We start from the raw sequence: 15,169 nt of genomic DNA on the forward strand, positions 1-15,169 counted from the left end.
CGGCGCCACGGCGTCGGGCGGTGCGTCCGCAACGCGCGGCGCAAGCGGGGCCGACCGCAACCGCCGCAGGGCTGAGGCCACCTACCAGGGCCGACAGGACGAGGTGCTGCAGGACATCCTGCGGGATCCGTTCGCCCGGCGGGTGTTCGAGGACATCTACAGCCAGATCCGCCGCGATGGTGGGGGACTGGCCGCGCGTCCGCCCAAGAAGCGCAAGCTCAGCCTGGAATGGGGCGGCAAGGCGCTGACGCTGGATCTTACCCACGGCATCGGCGGGGCGGTGAAGGGCTGGCTGCGCCGCCAGATCGACGACGAGCAGACGGTATATCTGCCTGCCCTCAGCATCGTGCCGGGGGCGCGGCTGCGCTTGCAGGTGACGCAGGGCCTGTCCGGAGAGGTGCGCACCGTGGAGGTGACCCTGCCCCCGGACTACGTGGTGGGGCGACCCATCCGGCTCAAGGGGCTGGGCAAGCGCATCGGCCCGTGGCAGGGCGACCTGTATTTGCGCATCCTCGCCAAGACCGCGTAGCGCCCTCAACCGCGGGTGCCGCGTTGTCGGTACGCGTTTCCCTGGCGGCAGCCACCTGGCGGCATCCATCCGACGGCTGCCGGGCGGTTTTCGATCATTCCACGGGCATGTGCCCCCGCGCGAGGCCGGTGCTTTCACCGGCTTTTTCCGTTTCCGGAGATTCGACGACACCAGCGGCGCGGGAAACGCCCCCATCGCTTTTGTTGCCGCCGCGCGCGCCGTCCAGCACCACGCAGAACACCGCCGTGATGACCAGCCCCGCGCCGATCCAGCCCGAGGGTGGGAACAGTTCGTCCCACAACCAGTAGGCCAGCAGGGCCGCCAGTACCGGCTCGAAATTGGCCACCACGGCCACTCGGGTGGGGGAAAGGCGGCGCATGCCCTCGCAATAGGCCATGTACGCGCCGTAGGTGGTCACCAGTCCCATGCCCAGCACCAGCAGCGCCCATGCCAGCGGCCCCTTGGGGGCAAAGGTGACGAAGGGCAGCAGGGCCAGCGCCCCCACGGGCAGGCAGAACAGGTACAGGGTGACCGGTGAATGGCGGTGCAGGAAGTGGCGGCTGAACACGTAGTGCAGCGAATAGGTGAAGCCCGCCAGCAGGCCGAAGCCGATGCCCGCCGCACTGGCGCCGCCCTGCAACCCTCCGCCCGACCGGCAGATCAGGAAGGCCCCGGTCATGGCCAGTCCCAGGGCCGCCAGCTTGGCCCGGGTCAACGGTTCGGCGAAGCACAGCCGCGAGAGCAGCGCCACCCACGCCGGGGCGGTGTACAGCAGGATGGAGGCCAGCGCCGCGCCGCCTTCGCGCACGGCCAGTTGATACGAGCCGAAGAACAGCGCCACCCCCACCAGCCCGAAGGCCGCAAAGGTGGCCGCATCGCGCGCGGGGGCGCGCCACAGCCCGTGCCGGGCCGCGTGCAGGCCGAAGAACAGCGCCCCGAACGTGGCGCGCCAGAAGGCGATTTCCAGCGGGGTCACCCCTTCGGCAAGGCAGTAGCGGGCCAGCGGGCCGATAAGCGCCCACAGCCCGGCGGCAAGCAGCACGAAGCCGTATCCGGCCAGCGGCATGGTGTCCTCCCGTTGTTGTCGTACCGGTGTTGTGAACGATGGCGGGGGGGATGGCAAGCGGGGAACATGCGGAAAAACGGCTGCATGGCCGCGTGATGTTTCCTCAACCCGGCGGCGACTTCACAGTGGCCCCCGGCGGTGGTACATAGCGCGGAGACATGCCCGTCGAAAACGCGTGGGGCATGCCGCACCGGGCTTGTTCACCCGATCTCACCCGAACACGCCCGGCTTCACCCGACCACGCAGACCAATGGAGCCCGCGCCGCAAGGCCAGCGCCCGCAGGAGGATGCCACGGATGGCCCCCGATACGCCCGACCAGACTCCCGACCAGACTCCCGGCCATGATGCCTCCGGCCCCGTCCCCCCCGTCCCCCCCATCCGGCCCATCCGGCCCATCCGGCAGGACGGCAGCCTGCTCGACATGCCCCGCCCCCCCAAGCGCAACCGCAGCAAGCTGGTGTGGGTGTTCGTGCTGGCCGTACTGGTGGCGGGCGCGGCCCTGTGGCAACTGCGCGACCTTGTCCTGCGCGACGCCGTGCCCGACCGGCAGGCCAACATGACCGGTACCGACGCCGCCATCCTTGGTCCCAACGCCACCAACGGCACGCTGCCGTCCATGGTGCCCATGGACGGCGACGCGGCAGCCGGCGCCCAGGCCGACGTCAACGCCACCGCCGCGACGCCGGGCGTCAACGCCACCAGCCCGGACGGTGCCTTTGCCCAGGACGACGCGGTGGTGCGCTTCGCCTTTGTGGAAGACGTGGCCAACTGGCTGGTGGAAAACTACTACCCCAAGGGCACCCACATGGAGGCGCGCACCTCCGGCTGGGTGGCTCCCAGCCTGAAGTCGGCCAACATGCGCTACGGCGTGAGCATGACCGGGCTGTCGTGGTCCGGCGACGACATTTCCGCAGGGCGCGCCAGCGTGCTCGACTATGCCTTCACCCCGGCCATGCTCGAAGCCCTGCAACGGCTGTACGCCGACCGGTTCATGGAGGCCGTGGCCGCGGCGGCTTCGAATGCCAAGGTGACGGACAAGGGCAGGGAGCGGGCCCTGACCCCCTCCGAGGTGGCGGAAATGTACACCCTGTACGCCACGCGGCTGCGCGGCCTGTCCGGTGCGCTGCGCGAGATTGCGGGCATGTCCGACGCGGTGGTGCGGGTCAACGCCTGGCTTACCGCGCAGCAGACCGCGCTGGAGGCCAACGCCAAGTATCAGGACGCGGTGTTCGGCTACGACACCGCGCGCGAAGGCAATTCCGCGCATCTGGCCGAGCAGGCCCGGCGCATCATGGAGCTTTCCGGCAAGGCGTACCAGCAGGCCATCATGGCCCGCGAGCGCGCCCGCGAAACCCTGGCCGAGGCCATCCGCCGCAACCCCGATGCCCGCAGGCTGGACGACGACACCCTGGTCTACGCGGCCGGGTGGGTGTACCGCCGGGCGAGCGGCAAGCCGGAAAAGATGGATGCCGTGCGCATGGCCGCCACGGTGCTGGGCGATACGGCGGCACGGTTCGACAAGGCGGCGCAGGCGTCGCGCCAGTAGGAACTGCCCCCAAATAGTCCCTTTGCCCGTTGGCTGACCGACCCGAAGGGCACGAAGTGTGTCCGTCAAGCGAGCTTGCGACCTTTACGGACATCGAGCGCAGGGCGGTCAAGCTTTGCCTGCCATAGCTTTGCTGTCCTTGTCCGTAAGACTCGCTCCATGCGCTCGCCTAACGGCTAAGGCTCGGTCGAATACGACAAGAGCGTTCTGCGGTCCTCATCCGTAAGGATCGCAAGCTCGCCCAACGGCTAAGGCATGCTTCCTCATGGCAGGCTCGTTTTCCTTGCCGACGAACAAGAATCCTAATTTTGGGACAGTCCCTGATACAGCAAGACAAACTTACAACAACGACGCCGCGAGGGGGCAACCCTTCGCGGCGTTGTTGCATGGGAAAGCGCGTGGGAAGGAAAAGGGGGCGGCCCGTCAGAACTGGCGGTCCAGCAGAAGGTGCGAAAAATATCCCAGCACGGCGGCAGCGTACCATGGCGCCGCTGCCTGCCACGCCCAGCCGTACAACAGCACCGGGGCCAGCAGCAGGGGCAGGGGAACCAGCAGCATGGCCCACCAGGTGTGCGTCCACCCCCGATGGCCGTCGATGGCGGGCAGCATGGCCAACAGCCCCAGCAGGGCGGCCCACTGGTAGCGCCGGGTGGCGATGAGGGCCACGTCGGCCATCACCAGCAGTCCGTAGAACCACGTCCGCCCGCGCGAGTGGGTGTCCACGTCCGGGACCAGGGCAAAGGCGGTGGACACGGCCAGCAGTGCCGCCTGGGTGGGCAGGCCGGGGGAATGCACGCGCAGGGCCTGCGCGGCGAACAGGGCTCCGGCGGCCAGCAGGGAGCCGCCGATGATGTGGGTGCGGTATCCGGGCATAGGTGGTGTGGATTGGGGTGCAGGTTGGAATGGGTAACGCGGATGGAAACACGCGGTGCGGGGCGCAGGCCGTGGACAGAGGCCGTTGGACCGCACTGCGTGCCGGGGCGACCATATGCCACCCCCCGCCCGGCGGGCAAGCGGGGTGCGCTGGCTAGGCCGGGGCGGCCCGTGCTACACGGACCGGGCAGCATGGGGCATACCTGCCCGCGTGCGCATCCCTTCGTTCTGCCCGTACCGCTCCCGTCAGCCCGTCACCCCAACCATGGAACCCGCCATGCCCGAATCATCGCCCGCAGCCCCTGCCGCCTCCATTTCCTCTGTCGGCACTGCACCTGCCCGCTCCATCCTGTTCACGGGCGGTTGCCGCAGCGGCAAGAGCGGCCTTGCCCAGCACTGGGTGGAATCTCTGGGGCCGTCGCGGGTGTACATCGCCACCGGGGCCGCCCGCGACGCGGAAATGGCCGAGCGGGTGCGCCGTCATCAGGCCGCGCGGGGCGCGGGGTGGCGCACGGTGGAGGAGCCGTGGGACGTCTGCGCGGTCCTGCGCGGCTGCATGGGGCAGGGCGCGGGCGAAACCGCCGCCCAATCCGTCCAGCAACACGGCCCGCAATCCCCCCCTCACCCCGTCTTTCAGTCTCGTCCGCACGGGGTGCTGCTGGACTGCATTACCCTGTGGCTGACCAATCGCATGCTGGCCGACCACGACGATGCGGCCATTCTGGGCGGAGTGGAGGAACTGGCGGCGCTGCTGCGCGCGGCCAGCGTGCCCGTGGCGGTGGTCACCAACGAAGTGGGATGGGGCGTGGTGCCGGAAACCCCGCTGGGCCGCCGTTTCCGAGACCTGTCCGGCGAAGCCAACCAGCTTCTGGCGGCTGCCTGCACAGATGTGATCCTGGCCGTCAGCGGGTTGCCGCTGGCCGTGAAGGGCAGGGTGCCCGCCGCCTGCGCGGGGTAGGGGCTGGACCCCGGCCCGCCGCTGGAGTAGAAGCCGCATGAGCCGCCCGTGCGGCCCCAACCCCAGAACAGGAAGCCCACATGCCCGGATATTTCCGTCGTTTTCGTCCCTCCAGCCTGATTTCCTCCGGCTCGATTCCGTTCGGCCTGCTGCTGGCCGTGGCCCTGCTGGCCGCGTCCGCCTTCGTTCCCGCCCCCTGCCTGGCCGCCGCCGAGGAAACCCCGGAAGCCGCCCTGCGCCAGGTGCAGACCGCCATCGACACCAACGACGCAGCGTTGCTGGAAAAGTACATGGATGTGGGCCGCATTGCCCAGCGTGGTGTGGACGCGTTCATGTCCGACCTTGTGTCACGCCCTCCCAAGGCCGTTTCCGGCAGCGCGGAAACCCTGCCCCTGCTGGCCATGCTGTCCAGCGCGGTGCAGTCGGGCGCGCAGTCGCAGACCGCCCAGACCATGAAGATGCTGGTGGCCGAGGAAACCCGCAAGTTCGTGGTATGGGGTGTGGCCTCCGGCAACTTCTCCGGCAAGCCGGTGAAGAAGGAGCGCAAGGCCACCGACGGCGGCCTGTTCTCGCCCCTGTTCTCCGATGCCTCGGTGGGCCGCAAGGAACTGCGCAGCGTGAAGTCCGTGACCCGCGACGGCGACAAGGCCACCGCATCCGTCACGCTGTTCGACCACGGCAGCGAACGCTCCTACCCCGTGGACCTGGCCCTGACCCGGCGCGAGGCGGGCAACTGGCAGGTCACCGACGTGACCAACGCCGCCGCGCTCATTTCCGCCATCCGCAAGGAAGCGGAGAACAGATAGGGTCGTATCGTCACGCCGGGCCGTCACGGTTTCTTTCGTAATTGCCCGCCGGACGATGGTCCCGACAACTCCCTTTCGCCAAACAGGGCCGCATGCGATGATCGCGTGCGGCCCTTTGCGTTGCAGCGTCTTGCGAAAGTGCACACCGCACGAGACGCAAGCGCCGTTCGAACGTCATGCCCGCGTCACATGCATGGGCGACATGATGGGCATTCGCACTGCCCGTCCGCCGTGCCGCCGGTATCCGCCCCGCACGCGCACGGATGCTGCACCGGCCCGGCCTGTCTGGCCTGTCTGGTCGGCCCAGTCGGGGCAGTCGGCCCAGTCGGGCACCCCCCACCACCTTGTCCCACCATGCAGGAGGTCCGGTCCATGAACTGTTCCCGTTGGCATCACGCGGCGCGGGCGGCCATCGCCCTGTTCGCCATTCTGCTATGCTGCACCATGGGCGTTGCCCATGCGAAACAGGCGGCGCAGGCAAAGTACGTCATCCTGCTCATTGGCGACGGCATGGGCATGGTCCAGCGCAACGCCGCCGAACTGTATCTGGCCGCACAGAAGGGCGACACAACCCCCGGCATCGTCAAGCTGCACATGAGCCAGCTGCCCGTGCAGGGCGCCACCACCACCTATTCCATCGACTCGCTGATCACCGATTCCGCCGCCGCCGGAACGGCCATGGCCTGCGGGGTGAAGACCACCAACCGGGGCCTTGGCGTGGACGGCAAGAACGTGCCGGTGACCTCCATCGCCGAAATGGCGCGCGACAAGGGCATGAAGGTGGGCATCGTCTCCACTGTCTCGCTGGACCACGCCACCCCCGGCGCGTTCTACGCCCACCAGCCCAGCCGCAAGAACTACTACGAGATCGGGCTGGAACTGGCCGCCAGCCGCATGGACTATTTCGCGGGCGGCGGCTTTCTGGACCCTGCGGGCAAGAAGTCGAAGCTGGAGGGCGAAAAGCGCAACGTGCTGGACGCCATCCGCGCGGGCGGCTTTCGCTACGTCAACGATGCCACCGAATTTCGCGCCCTGAAGCCCGGCAAGGAGCGCGTGGTGTTCGTGAACCCGCGCCTGCAGGACGAGCAGGCCATGTCCTACGCCATGGATGCCGCCCCCGGCGACGTGACTCTGGCCGAAATGACCCGCAAGGGGCTTGAGCTACTGGATAACCCCAAGGGTTTCTTTCTGATGGTGGAAGGCGGCAAGGTGGACTGGGCCTGCCACGCCAACGACGCCGTCAGCTCCATCACCGACGTGCTGGCCTTCGACGCCGCCGTGGCCGAGGCCATGCAGTTCCAGCGCAAGCACCCCGCCGACACGCTGGTCGTCGTCACCGGCGACCACGAGACCGGCGGCATGTCCATCGGCTTTGCGGGCACCAAGTACGATTCGTATCATACCCGCCTGAAACACCAGAAGATTTCGTACGTGGCCTTTGACGAGAAGTTCGCGGCGTTCCGCAAGGCCAACCCGCAGGGCAAGTTCGAGGACGTGCTGCCCATGGTGAAGGAAAACTTCGGCCTGTCCGTGCTGTCCGACGCCGAACTGGCCGCCCAGCCCAAGGAAGGCGACGCGGCGGGCATGGTGCTGAAGCCGCACGAGGTGGCGGAACTGCGCGCCGCCTTCGACCGCAGCATGCAGGGCGGCGAGCGCAAGGACCAGTCGGAGCAGGATTATCTGCTGTACGGCGAGTACGAGCCGTTCACCGTGACCATCACCCACCTGCTGAACCAGAAATCGGGCATTGCGTGGACGACCTACTCGCATACCGGCGTGCCGGTGCTGACATCCGCCGGTGGGGTGGGCGCCGAACGCTTTGGCGGGTTCTACGACAACACCGACATCTTCACCCGCATGGCCGAAACCATGGGCCTGAAGGTTGGTGTGAAGCCTGCGGCCAAGGCGGACGCGGGTGGTGCCGTGACCGGCCCGGTTATGGGCCAGCATGGCGGGCAGCCCGCGCAGGCCGTAGCCGCCAATTAGGCTGCTCTGGGCCGATCGGCACGGACCGGCACGAACCGGCACGGACCGGCAAGGACCGGGTGAACCGGCAAGGACGACCGCACTGCGGGCCGGGCGGCGGGGCAATCCCGTGGCTCGGCCCGTTCCCGCATGGGTGGCAGGGCGTGTGGTCGGGGCCAGTCGGGTTCGGCCTTGTGGATGCGGATAAGGCGAATTCGGGCTGCTGCCTGTTCCCGGCGGGAAACGATGGGGCGCGATACGGCAACGGAACACTGCGGATGTCGCGGCTTGCACCGCGCGGGAGAGCATATGCCCAACGGGATTGAGGGTACGGCGCACGGAACCGGTGGAACTGTCGGAGCGGACGAAACTGGTGGAACGGGCGAGGCAAGAGCGGGCGAAGCGTCGAACGTATCCGGCGCAGGGCAGGGGGGCGCTACGGCATCTGTATCAATGTCGGCAACGGTGGCGTCCGGCCCGGCGCACCTGCACATCCCCTTGCGCTCCACCCGGCGCGATACCCTGCTGTGCGTGGTGCTGGCTCTGGCCTGTCTGGCCCTGTACCTGCTGCCCACCGGCTTCGAGGACCGCCTGCCGGATAACGCGGTGCGCTGCCGGGCCACGGTGGTGTCCGTGGACAACGAGCGGGTGCATCAATACGGCATAGTCCGCATGGGCACCCAGTACGTCACCCTGCGCGCGCTGGACGGCCCCTACGCCGGGCAGACGTGGCAGGCGGGCAACGAACTGGTGGGCAAGATGGAACTGGACAAGGTGTTCGGCCCCGGCGACACGGCCCTGCTGGTGCTTACCCTGCGCGACGGCAAGGTGGCCGACGCCGTGGCCCAGGACCACTACCGCCTGCGCACCCAGGCCGTGGCCTTCGGCGTGTTCGCCCTGCTGCTGGTGGTGTTTGCCGGGCCGACCGGGGTAAAGGCGCTGCTGTCGTTCGTGTTTTCCGCGCTGATGATATGGAAGGTGCTGGTGCCCGCGCTGCTGCGCGACGTGGACCCCATCCTGCTGGGGCTTGGCGTGACCACGGCCATCACCGCTGCCACCATCCTGCTGGTGGGCGGCATGAACCGGCGCGGGCTGGCCGCGTGGCTGGGCACCCTGCTGGGCATTGCGGCCACCTGCGGGCTGGCGCTGGCCTTCGCCGGGCCGTTCCAGTTGCACGGCGCGGTGCGCCCCTATGCGGAAACGGTGCTCTATTCCGGCTATCCGCACCTGCACATGACGCGCATCTTTCTGGCCAGCATCTTCATGGCATCGTCCGGGGCATTGATGGACCTTGCCATGGATGTGGCCGCCAGCATGGCCGAACTGGTGGCCCAGAACCCCGGCATCTCGCGCCGGGCCGCACTGGCATCCGGCCTGCGGGTGGGCCGGGCCGTGGTGGGCACCATGACCACCACGCTGCTGCTGGCCTATTCCGGCGGCTACATCGCCACGCTGATGCTGTTCATGGCGCAAGGCATTCCGTTGGAAAACGCCCTGAACCTGCCCTTTGTGGCGGCAGAGGTCATGAATACGCTGGTGGGGAGTATAGGGTTGGTAACCGTGGCTCCGTTCACCGCGCTGACGGGGACGTGGTTGCTGGTGAGGAGCAGGGATGTTGAGCGAAAAATGTGAGCAAGTGGGACAGGGGTGGGGCAGAAAGGGTACCCAAAAGGCACAGCGGCCCGCGCGCACATTTTACATGCACACGCAAGCCGCTGTTTTCATTCTGGTACCGGGAGCGAGACTCGAACTCGCAAGGTGTTGCCACCGGCGGATTTTGAGTCCGCTGCGTCTACCAATTCCACCATCCCGGCAGGTGTAGGGAAAGGGCTATGGCACAGGGGGCATGGTCCGGTCAAGGGCAGAGTTGCACCGCAACCCCGCACATCCCCTTGCCCCCGCGCTCCTTCGCTACTTCCCGTCGGCGGGCAGGATCACCTTGGAAAAGGCGCTGCCGTTCCAGCGGTACAGCACCTTGTGGTCAAACTTCACCTGCGCAAGGCCGGTGGATGTCCACAGCAGGGCGCGGGCTTCCAGGCCTTCCTCGCCAAGGCAGAGCATGACGGACGGGCTGGTGCCCGGGGGCAGCTTGTAGCCGGGGGTGAAAAAGTCGGCGATGTCCGCCTCTTCCGGCGTGGCGGTGGGGACCAGCCTGCCGTCGGGCTTGCGGCGCCACAGCTCCAGCGCGCAGGCCTCGCCGTTCTTCACGCCCATGGCGGCAAGGGTGTCGCCGTTGTCGGCGCGGAACACCCGCACCGAAACGCGCGTGTCCAGCATGGGCAGTGCGCCCACCTCGTAACGTTCCGGGGTGCTTTCGATGACCGCCCAGAAATCGGTTTCGCCTTCGTCGGCAAGTTGCTGCTTTTCTTCTTCGTTCAGCCCTTCGGCGGTATTTTCGAAGATGGTTGCGGGCAGCATCCGGAACATGTCCAGCGCGGTGACCTGTCCCCCGGCGGCACGGGCAGTTGCCGCGCCCATTGTCGACACCGTCAGTGCCGCCAAGAGGGCGACAACGCGCAGAATGCGATGCATGGTGAACTCCTTCCTTCTTTCGATGCGCCGCCAGCCTGCGGCGGCGTTGCCATGATACGCGGGCCACGGGGCCGTGTCCATTTGCAGGGTGCCAGAACCGTGGGGAATTTCCGTGAGCGGGGTCACGCGTCAGGCGGCGGCATCACGGTTTTGTCACGGCAATTTTCTCGCATGCCGTCTGGCGGATGTCATGCGGCAGCCTGGGGTCTGCTCGGATGCCGTTTGGTCGGGTGTCTTCAGCCCGATGTCTTCAGCCGATGTCGTCAGCCGATGTCTTCTGGCCGAATCTCGTCTGGCCGGATGGTGAAGAACGGCATGTGAAAGAACCCCACCCATACCGCCACACTGTGCCGCACTTGCGCAGGGTAAAGCGCCCGCTGCGAACTGCCGGGCAATGTTGCTTCCAAGTCCCCGTGGTTTCGGGTATCACGGTGCTCCAACAAACGGAGCATATCGTGACTCTTCCCGTCGGTTCGTTCATCAACATGGCCGCCGTTGTCGGCGGCGGCGCGCTGGGCATGCTGCTGGGCGCGCGCCTGCCCGACCGCGTGCGTGCCATCGTGTTTCAGGGGCTTGGGCTGTGCACCATGGTCATCGGCATGCAGATGGCCTTCAAGACGGCCAACCCGCTGATCATGATCTTCAGCATTCTCAGCGGGGCCATCATCGGCGAACTGCTGCGGCTTGAAGACGCCTTTGCCCGCGCGGGCGAGGCGCTGAAGGCCAAACTGCGTTCCGGCAACCCGCGCTTTACCGATGGCTTCGTCACCGCCACGCTGCTGTTCTGCATCGGGTCCATGGCCATTCTGGGGCCGTTTGACGAGGGCCTGCGCGGCGACCGCACCATCGTGCTCACCAAGTCCATTCTCGACTGCTTCGCGGCCATCGCCCTGGCCTCGGCCTACGGGGTGGGGGTGCTGTTTTCCGCGCTGCCGCTGTTCCTCTACCAGGGCTCGCTGACGCTGTTCGCCGGGGTGCTCCAGCCGCTGCTGGGCCCGGCGGTGATGAACGAGCTTACCGCCACGGGCGGGTTGATGGTCATCGGCATTGGCATCAACCTGCTGGAACTGAAGCGTATTCCGCTGGCCAACATGTTGCCCGCGCTGCTTACGGCGGTGCTGCTGGCCTCCATTTTCATGTAACGCGACGGCGGGGCGGGCTGGCGTCCGGCGTGTCTGACGTGTCTGGCGTGTCCGGCACGGGCAATCCGCATCGGCAAACCCCGCATCCACGTTCCTGCGTCATGGCATTTTCCCGGCGCGTTCGCGTACCCGGCAGCACCGGGCACGCGCGCGCCGGACGCCGTTTGGCGCGGGCATGCGGCAGTCGGGGCGGGCATGGTCACGCGATGGTAACCGGACCATCTTGCGCCGGGTACTTGCCCCGTGCGCCGGATGTCGTATCTTACCCCCTGCTGCGACAAACACCCCGGTGGCCTGACACGGCCTCGCAACCGCGCGCGTCTGCCACCGCATTCCCGCATTCCATCATACCAACCCGCGCGTCCCGCACGACGCCTTGGCGGCTCCGCCGCCCGCCCCACACGAGACCCACCGCATGAGCAAGCCCTGCATCCATATCGAGGGAGCGCGCCAGCACAACCTCAAGAACGTCACCCTCGACATCCCCCGCGACGAACTGGTGGTGGTCTGCGGCCCCTCCGGCTCGGGCAAGTCCACCCTGGCCTTCGACATCGTCTACGCAGAGGGCCAGCGCCGCTACGTGGAATCGCTGTCGGCCTACGCCCGGCAGTTCCTGCCCCAGATGGACAAGCCGGAGGTGGAGAAGATCGAGGGACTTTCCCCGGCCATCTCGCTGGAACAGCAGACGGCCACGCGCAACCCGCGCTCCACCGTGGGCACCGTGACCGAGGTGTACGACTTTCTGCGCGTGTTCTGGGCGCGGCTGGGGCGCATGTACTGCCCGCAGTGCGGCCTGCCCATCGAGGCGCGCGCGGCGGACGAGATCATCGCCGACATCCTGGCCCTGGGCGAAGGCACCCGGTGCATCGTGCTGGCCCCGCTGGTGGAACACCAGAAGGGCACCCACCTCGACCGGTTCAAGAAACTGAAGGCCGAAGGCTTCGTGCGCGTGCGGGTGAACGGGACCATCATGGGCATCGACGAGGTGCCCGCGCTGGACAAGAACCGCAAGCATACCATCGACCTTGTGGTGGACCGACTGGTGATCAAGGACGGCATCCGGGGGCGGCTGGCCGATTCGGTGGAACTGGCCTTGCGCTACGGCGACGGTAGGCTGGTGGTGCATCTGCCAGCCGAGGGTGATGGCAAGGGCGGCGTCGACGCCGGGCGCGACATCGTGCATTCCACGGAATCCGTCTGCCCGGCCTGCCGCATCAGCCTGCCCGCGCCCAGCCCGCAGCTGTTCTCGTTCAACAGCCCGCAGGGGGCCTGCCCGCGCTGTCTGGGCCTTGGCAGCGTGGAATATTTCGAACCCGCACTGGTGGCGCCCAACCGGGGCCTGTCGCTGAATACCGGCGCGCTGCTGCCGTGGAAGAACACCAAGCTGTTCGAGCGCCACAAGGACGCCCTGACGGCCCTTGGGAAACGCTGGGGCTTCACCCTGTCCACGCCGCTGGCCGCGTATTCCGCCGATGCCCTTGATGCGCTGTTCCATGGCGAAACCGAGGACGGACGCCCGGCAGGGCGCGGCGCGGGCAGCAACCTGCGCCGCAACTGGCTGGGCGGGTCCGTGGTGGTGGGCGGCAACGGCCAGAACGGGAGTACCGGCGAGAACGGGGGGAATGGAGGCCACGACCACGGCCCGGCACTGCCCGTGGCTCCGGCTGCCGCCAACGGCACCGTCACGGACGACCGCTGGCCCGGCGTGGTGTCCATCCTCGAACAGGGCATGCAGTACGGCGATGCCTGGCGCGAACTGCTGTCGCGCTATCGCCAGAGCATGGCCTGCCCGGTGTGCTCCGGGGCGCGCCTGCGTCCGGAGTCGCTGGCCGTGCGGGTGGACAGCCTGAACATCCACGAATTCTGCTCCATGTCCGTGGCCCGCGCGCTGGACTGGCTGCGCGAACGCCGCTTCGAGGGGCGCCACGCGCTGGTGGCCGAACCGCTGATGAAGGAACTGCACCACCGGCTGGAATTCATGGTCAACGTGGGGCTGGACTACATCGCCCTTGGCCGCAACATGGCCACCCTGTCCGGCGGCGAGGCGCAACGCATCCGCCTGGCCTCGCAACTGGGGTCTGGGCTGGTGGGGGTCACCTACGTGCTGGACGAACCCTCCATCGGCCTGCACCCGCGCGACAACGAGCGGCTCATCAAGACCCTGCGCAGCCTGCAACGGCGCGGCAACACCGTGCTGGTGGTGGAGCACGACGAGGCCACCATCCGCGAGGCGGACACCGTCATCGAGCTTGGCCCCGGTTCCGGCGCGCTGGGCGGCGAGGTGGTGTTCAACGGCCCGGTGGACAAGTTGCTGTCCGCATCGCAAAGCCTTACCGCGCAGTATTTGCGGGGCGACATGGCCATTGCCCGGCCCCGGGCGCGGCGCGCCCCGCGCGGCTGGATGACCCTGCACGGGGTGACCACCAACAACCTGCAGGGCATCGACTGCCGGGTGCCGCTGGGCGTGCTGACCTGCGTGACCGGGGTTTCCGGCTCGGGCAAGAGTTCGCTGGTCATGGACACCCTGTACAAGCACCTGGCGCTGGCGCAGGGCATCCGGGTGGACCAGCCGGGAAGCATCGAGGGCATCGAGGGCGCGGAGACCATCGAGCGCATCGTGTCCATCGACCAGACGCCCATCGGCCGTACCCCGCGCTCCAACCCGGCCACCTACACCAAGATATTCGACGAGATCCGCGGCATCTTCGCCATGACGCCCGATGCCCGCAAGCGCGGCTACAAGCCGGGGCGGTTCAGCTTCAACGTGCGCGGGGGCCGCTGCGAGGCCTGCGGCGGCGACGGGCAGATCCGCGTGGAAATGCACTTCCTGCCCGACGTCTACGTGACCTGCGACGTGTGCAAGGGCCGCCGCTACAACCACGAGACGCTGGAAGTGCGCTACAAGGGGCTGAACATCGCGGAAGTGCTGGACCTTACCGTGCGGCAGGCGCGCCAGTTCTTCGAAAACTATCCGGTGCTGGAACGCCGCCTTGGCGTGCTGGAGGACGTGGGTCTGGAATACCTGCGCCTTGGCCAGCCCGCCACCACGCTGTCCGGCGGCGAGGCCCAGCGCATCAAGATTTCGCGCGAACTCGGCAAGCGCAGCCTGCCCGGCACCATGTACATCCTCGACGAACCCACCACCGGCCTGCACATGCACGAGGTGGGCAAGCTGATCACCGTGCTGAACCAGTTGGTGGACCGGGGCGCCACGGTGACGGTGATCGAGCACAACACCGACGTCATTCTGGCCTCGGACCACGTGGTGGACCTTGGCCCCGGCGGCGGCGAGAACGGCGGGCGCATCGTGTCGGCGGGCACGCCTGAAGAGATCATGGACGATCCGCATTCGGTGACCGGCACCTTTCTGGTGCAGGAACACGCCACCCGCCATCCCGGCGTGCCCATGCCGCGCGTACCCGTGGCCGCCGCGCCCGCGCCCATCCAGATCCCCGGTATTGATACTGCAGCGGTGGGGGGCGCGGACATCGACGCTTCCGATCCGGAGGATGCGGACGACACGAATGGCGCGAACGGCACGGCGGGCTCCGCGAGGCCGGGCCGCAAACCCAGGGCCGCCATGGCGGACAAGGGCGGCCCATCTGACAAGTCCGGCAAGCCCGGCAAGGCGGGCGACGCCGTCTCGAACACGGCGGCCCCCGCCACCACGGATGCCCCGCGCAAGCGCGGCAGGCCCCGCAAGAATCCTTAGGCTCGCCGGGCCGCATCGCCGTCAGACCGCCCCGGCCCG

10 protein-coding genes, 1 tRNA gene and 1 pseudogene are annotated in these 15,169 nt (G+C 67.9%); 8 read left to right on the plus strand and 4 right to left on the minus strand.

Annotated features, from left to right (window positions below; translation table 11 throughout):
- Positions 1-529: pseudogene (locus FVW20_RS12205) on the plus strand (molecular chaperone DnaJ); the annotation flags it as partial.
- Positions 530-623: 94 nt separating this feature from the next.
- Here FVW20_RS12205 and FVW20_RS12210 read toward each other — a convergent pair.
- The gene (locus tag FVW20_RS12210; RefSeq protein ID WP_196609830.1) at positions 624-1,595 is read right to left on the minus strand and encodes a DMT family transporter; all 972 of its coding nucleotides are present in this window, start codon (positions 1,593-1,595) and stop codon (positions 624-626) included.
- Between the two features lie 296 nt (positions 1,596-1,891).
- Here FVW20_RS12210 and FVW20_RS12215 point away from each other — a divergent pair, with 296 nt between their 5' ends.
- Positions 1,892-3,142 carry a hypothetical protein gene (locus tag FVW20_RS12215; RefSeq protein WP_196609831.1) on the plus strand — a complete coding sequence of 417 codons (1,251 nt, stop codon included), beginning with the start codon at positions 1,892-1,894 and terminating at the stop codon, positions 3,140-3,142.
- Positions 3,143-3,565: 423 nt separating this feature from the next.
- Here the strand turns inward: FVW20_RS12215 and FVW20_RS12220 are convergent, their stop codons facing one another.
- Positions 3,566-4,015 (minus strand): metal-dependent hydrolase, encoded by a 450-nt coding sequence (locus FVW20_RS12220; RefSeq protein WP_196609832.1) that lies wholly within the window; start codon positions 4,013-4,015, stop codon positions 3,566-3,568.
- 277 nt (positions 4,016-4,292) lie between these two features.
- Here FVW20_RS12220 and FVW20_RS12225 point away from each other — a divergent pair, with 277 nt between their 5' ends.
- The 4 genes from FVW20_RS12225 (at position 4,293) to FVW20_RS12240 (ending at position 9,376) form a co-directional block, all read left to right on the plus strand.
- The gene (locus FVW20_RS12225) at positions 4,293-4,973 is read left to right on the plus strand and encodes a bifunctional adenosylcobinamide kinase/adenosylcobinamide-phosphate guanylyltransferase (RefSeq protein ID WP_196609833.1); all 681 of its coding nucleotides are present in this window, start codon (positions 4,293-4,295) and stop codon (positions 4,971-4,973) included.
- Between the two features lie 80 nt (positions 4,974-5,053).
- On the plus strand, positions 5,054-5,779 hold the full coding sequence (locus FVW20_RS12230) for a hypothetical protein (protein ID WP_196609834.1): 726 nt from the start codon (positions 5,054-5,056) through the stop codon (positions 5,777-5,779).
- Positions 5,780-6,151: 372 nt separating this feature from the next.
- Positions 6,152-7,765, plus strand: a complete 1,614-nt coding sequence (locus FVW20_RS12235; protein ID WP_196609835.1) for an alkaline phosphatase — start codon at positions 6,152-6,154, stop codon at positions 7,763-7,765.
- Between the two features lie 432 nt (positions 7,766-8,197).
- Entirely contained in the window at positions 8,198-9,376 is a 1,179-nt protein-coding gene (locus tag FVW20_RS12240) for a YibE/F family protein (RefSeq protein WP_196609836.1), read from the plus strand.
- Between the two features lie 95 nt (positions 9,377-9,471).
- Here the strand turns inward: FVW20_RS12240 and FVW20_RS12245 are convergent.
- Together FVW20_RS12245 and FVW20_RS12250 are read right to left on the minus strand one after the other, a co-directional pair.
- Positions 9,472-9,558, minus strand: a tRNA-Leu gene (locus tag FVW20_RS12245).
- Between the two features lie 97 nt (positions 9,559-9,655).
- Positions 9,656-10,276, minus strand: a complete 621-nt coding sequence (locus FVW20_RS12250) for a hypothetical protein (RefSeq protein ID WP_196609837.1) — start codon at positions 10,274-10,276, stop codon at positions 9,656-9,658.
- 455 nt (positions 10,277-10,731) lie between these two features.
- Between FVW20_RS12250 and FVW20_RS12255 the strand changes: the two genes are divergently transcribed.
- The gene (locus FVW20_RS12255) at positions 10,732-11,418 is read left to right on the plus strand and encodes a DUF554 domain-containing protein (protein ID WP_167125482.1); all 687 of its coding nucleotides are present in this window, start codon (positions 10,732-10,734) and stop codon (positions 11,416-11,418) included.
- A gap of 415 nt (positions 11,419-11,833) precedes the next feature.
- Positions 11,834-15,130, plus strand: coding sequence for an excinuclease ABC subunit UvrA (gene uvrA, locus FVW20_RS12260; RefSeq protein WP_196609838.1), 3,297 nt, complete (start codon positions 11,834-11,836; stop codon positions 15,128-15,130).
- Positions 15,131-15,169 lie beyond the last annotated feature (39 nt).

The organism is Nitratidesulfovibrio oxamicus, assembly GCF_015731765.1.
Lineage (GTDB): Bacteria > Desulfobacterota > Desulfovibrionia > Desulfovibrionales > Desulfovibrionaceae > Cupidesulfovibrio > Cupidesulfovibrio oxamicus.

Bases quoted from the DNA above. Each gene is read 5' to 3' on its own strand.
- FVW20_RS12210 (WP_196609830.1), bottom strand. From the start codon at position 1,595: ATGCCGCTGGCCGGATACGGCTTCGTGCTGCTTGCCGCCGGGCTGTGG.
- FVW20_RS12215 (WP_196609831.1), top strand. From the start codon at position 1,892: ATGGCCCCCGATACGCCCGACCAGACTCCCGACCAGACTCCCGGCCAT.
- FVW20_RS12220 (WP_196609832.1), bottom strand. From the start codon at position 4,015: ATGCCCGGATACCGCACCCACATCATCGGCGGCTCCCTGCTGGCCGCC.
- FVW20_RS12225 (WP_196609833.1), top strand. From the start codon at position 4,293: ATGCCCGAATCATCGCCCGCAGCCCCTGCCGCCTCCATTTCCTCTGTC.
- FVW20_RS12230 (WP_196609834.1), top strand. From the start codon at position 5,054: ATGCCCGGATATTTCCGTCGTTTTCGTCCCTCCAGCCTGATTTCCTCC.
- FVW20_RS12235 (WP_196609835.1), top strand. From the start codon at position 6,152: ATGAACTGTTCCCGTTGGCATCACGCGGCGCGGGCGGCCATCGCCCTG.
- FVW20_RS12240 (WP_196609836.1), top strand. From the start codon at position 8,198: ATGTCGGCAACGGTGGCGTCCGGCCCGGCGCACCTGCACATCCCCTTG.
- FVW20_RS12250 (WP_196609837.1), bottom strand. From the start codon at position 10,276: ATGCATCGCATTCTGCGCGTTGTCGCCCTCTTGGCGGCACTGACGGTG.
- uvrA (WP_196609838.1), top strand. From the start codon at position 11,834: ATGAGCAAGCCCTGCATCCATATCGAGGGAGCGCGCCAGCACAACCTC.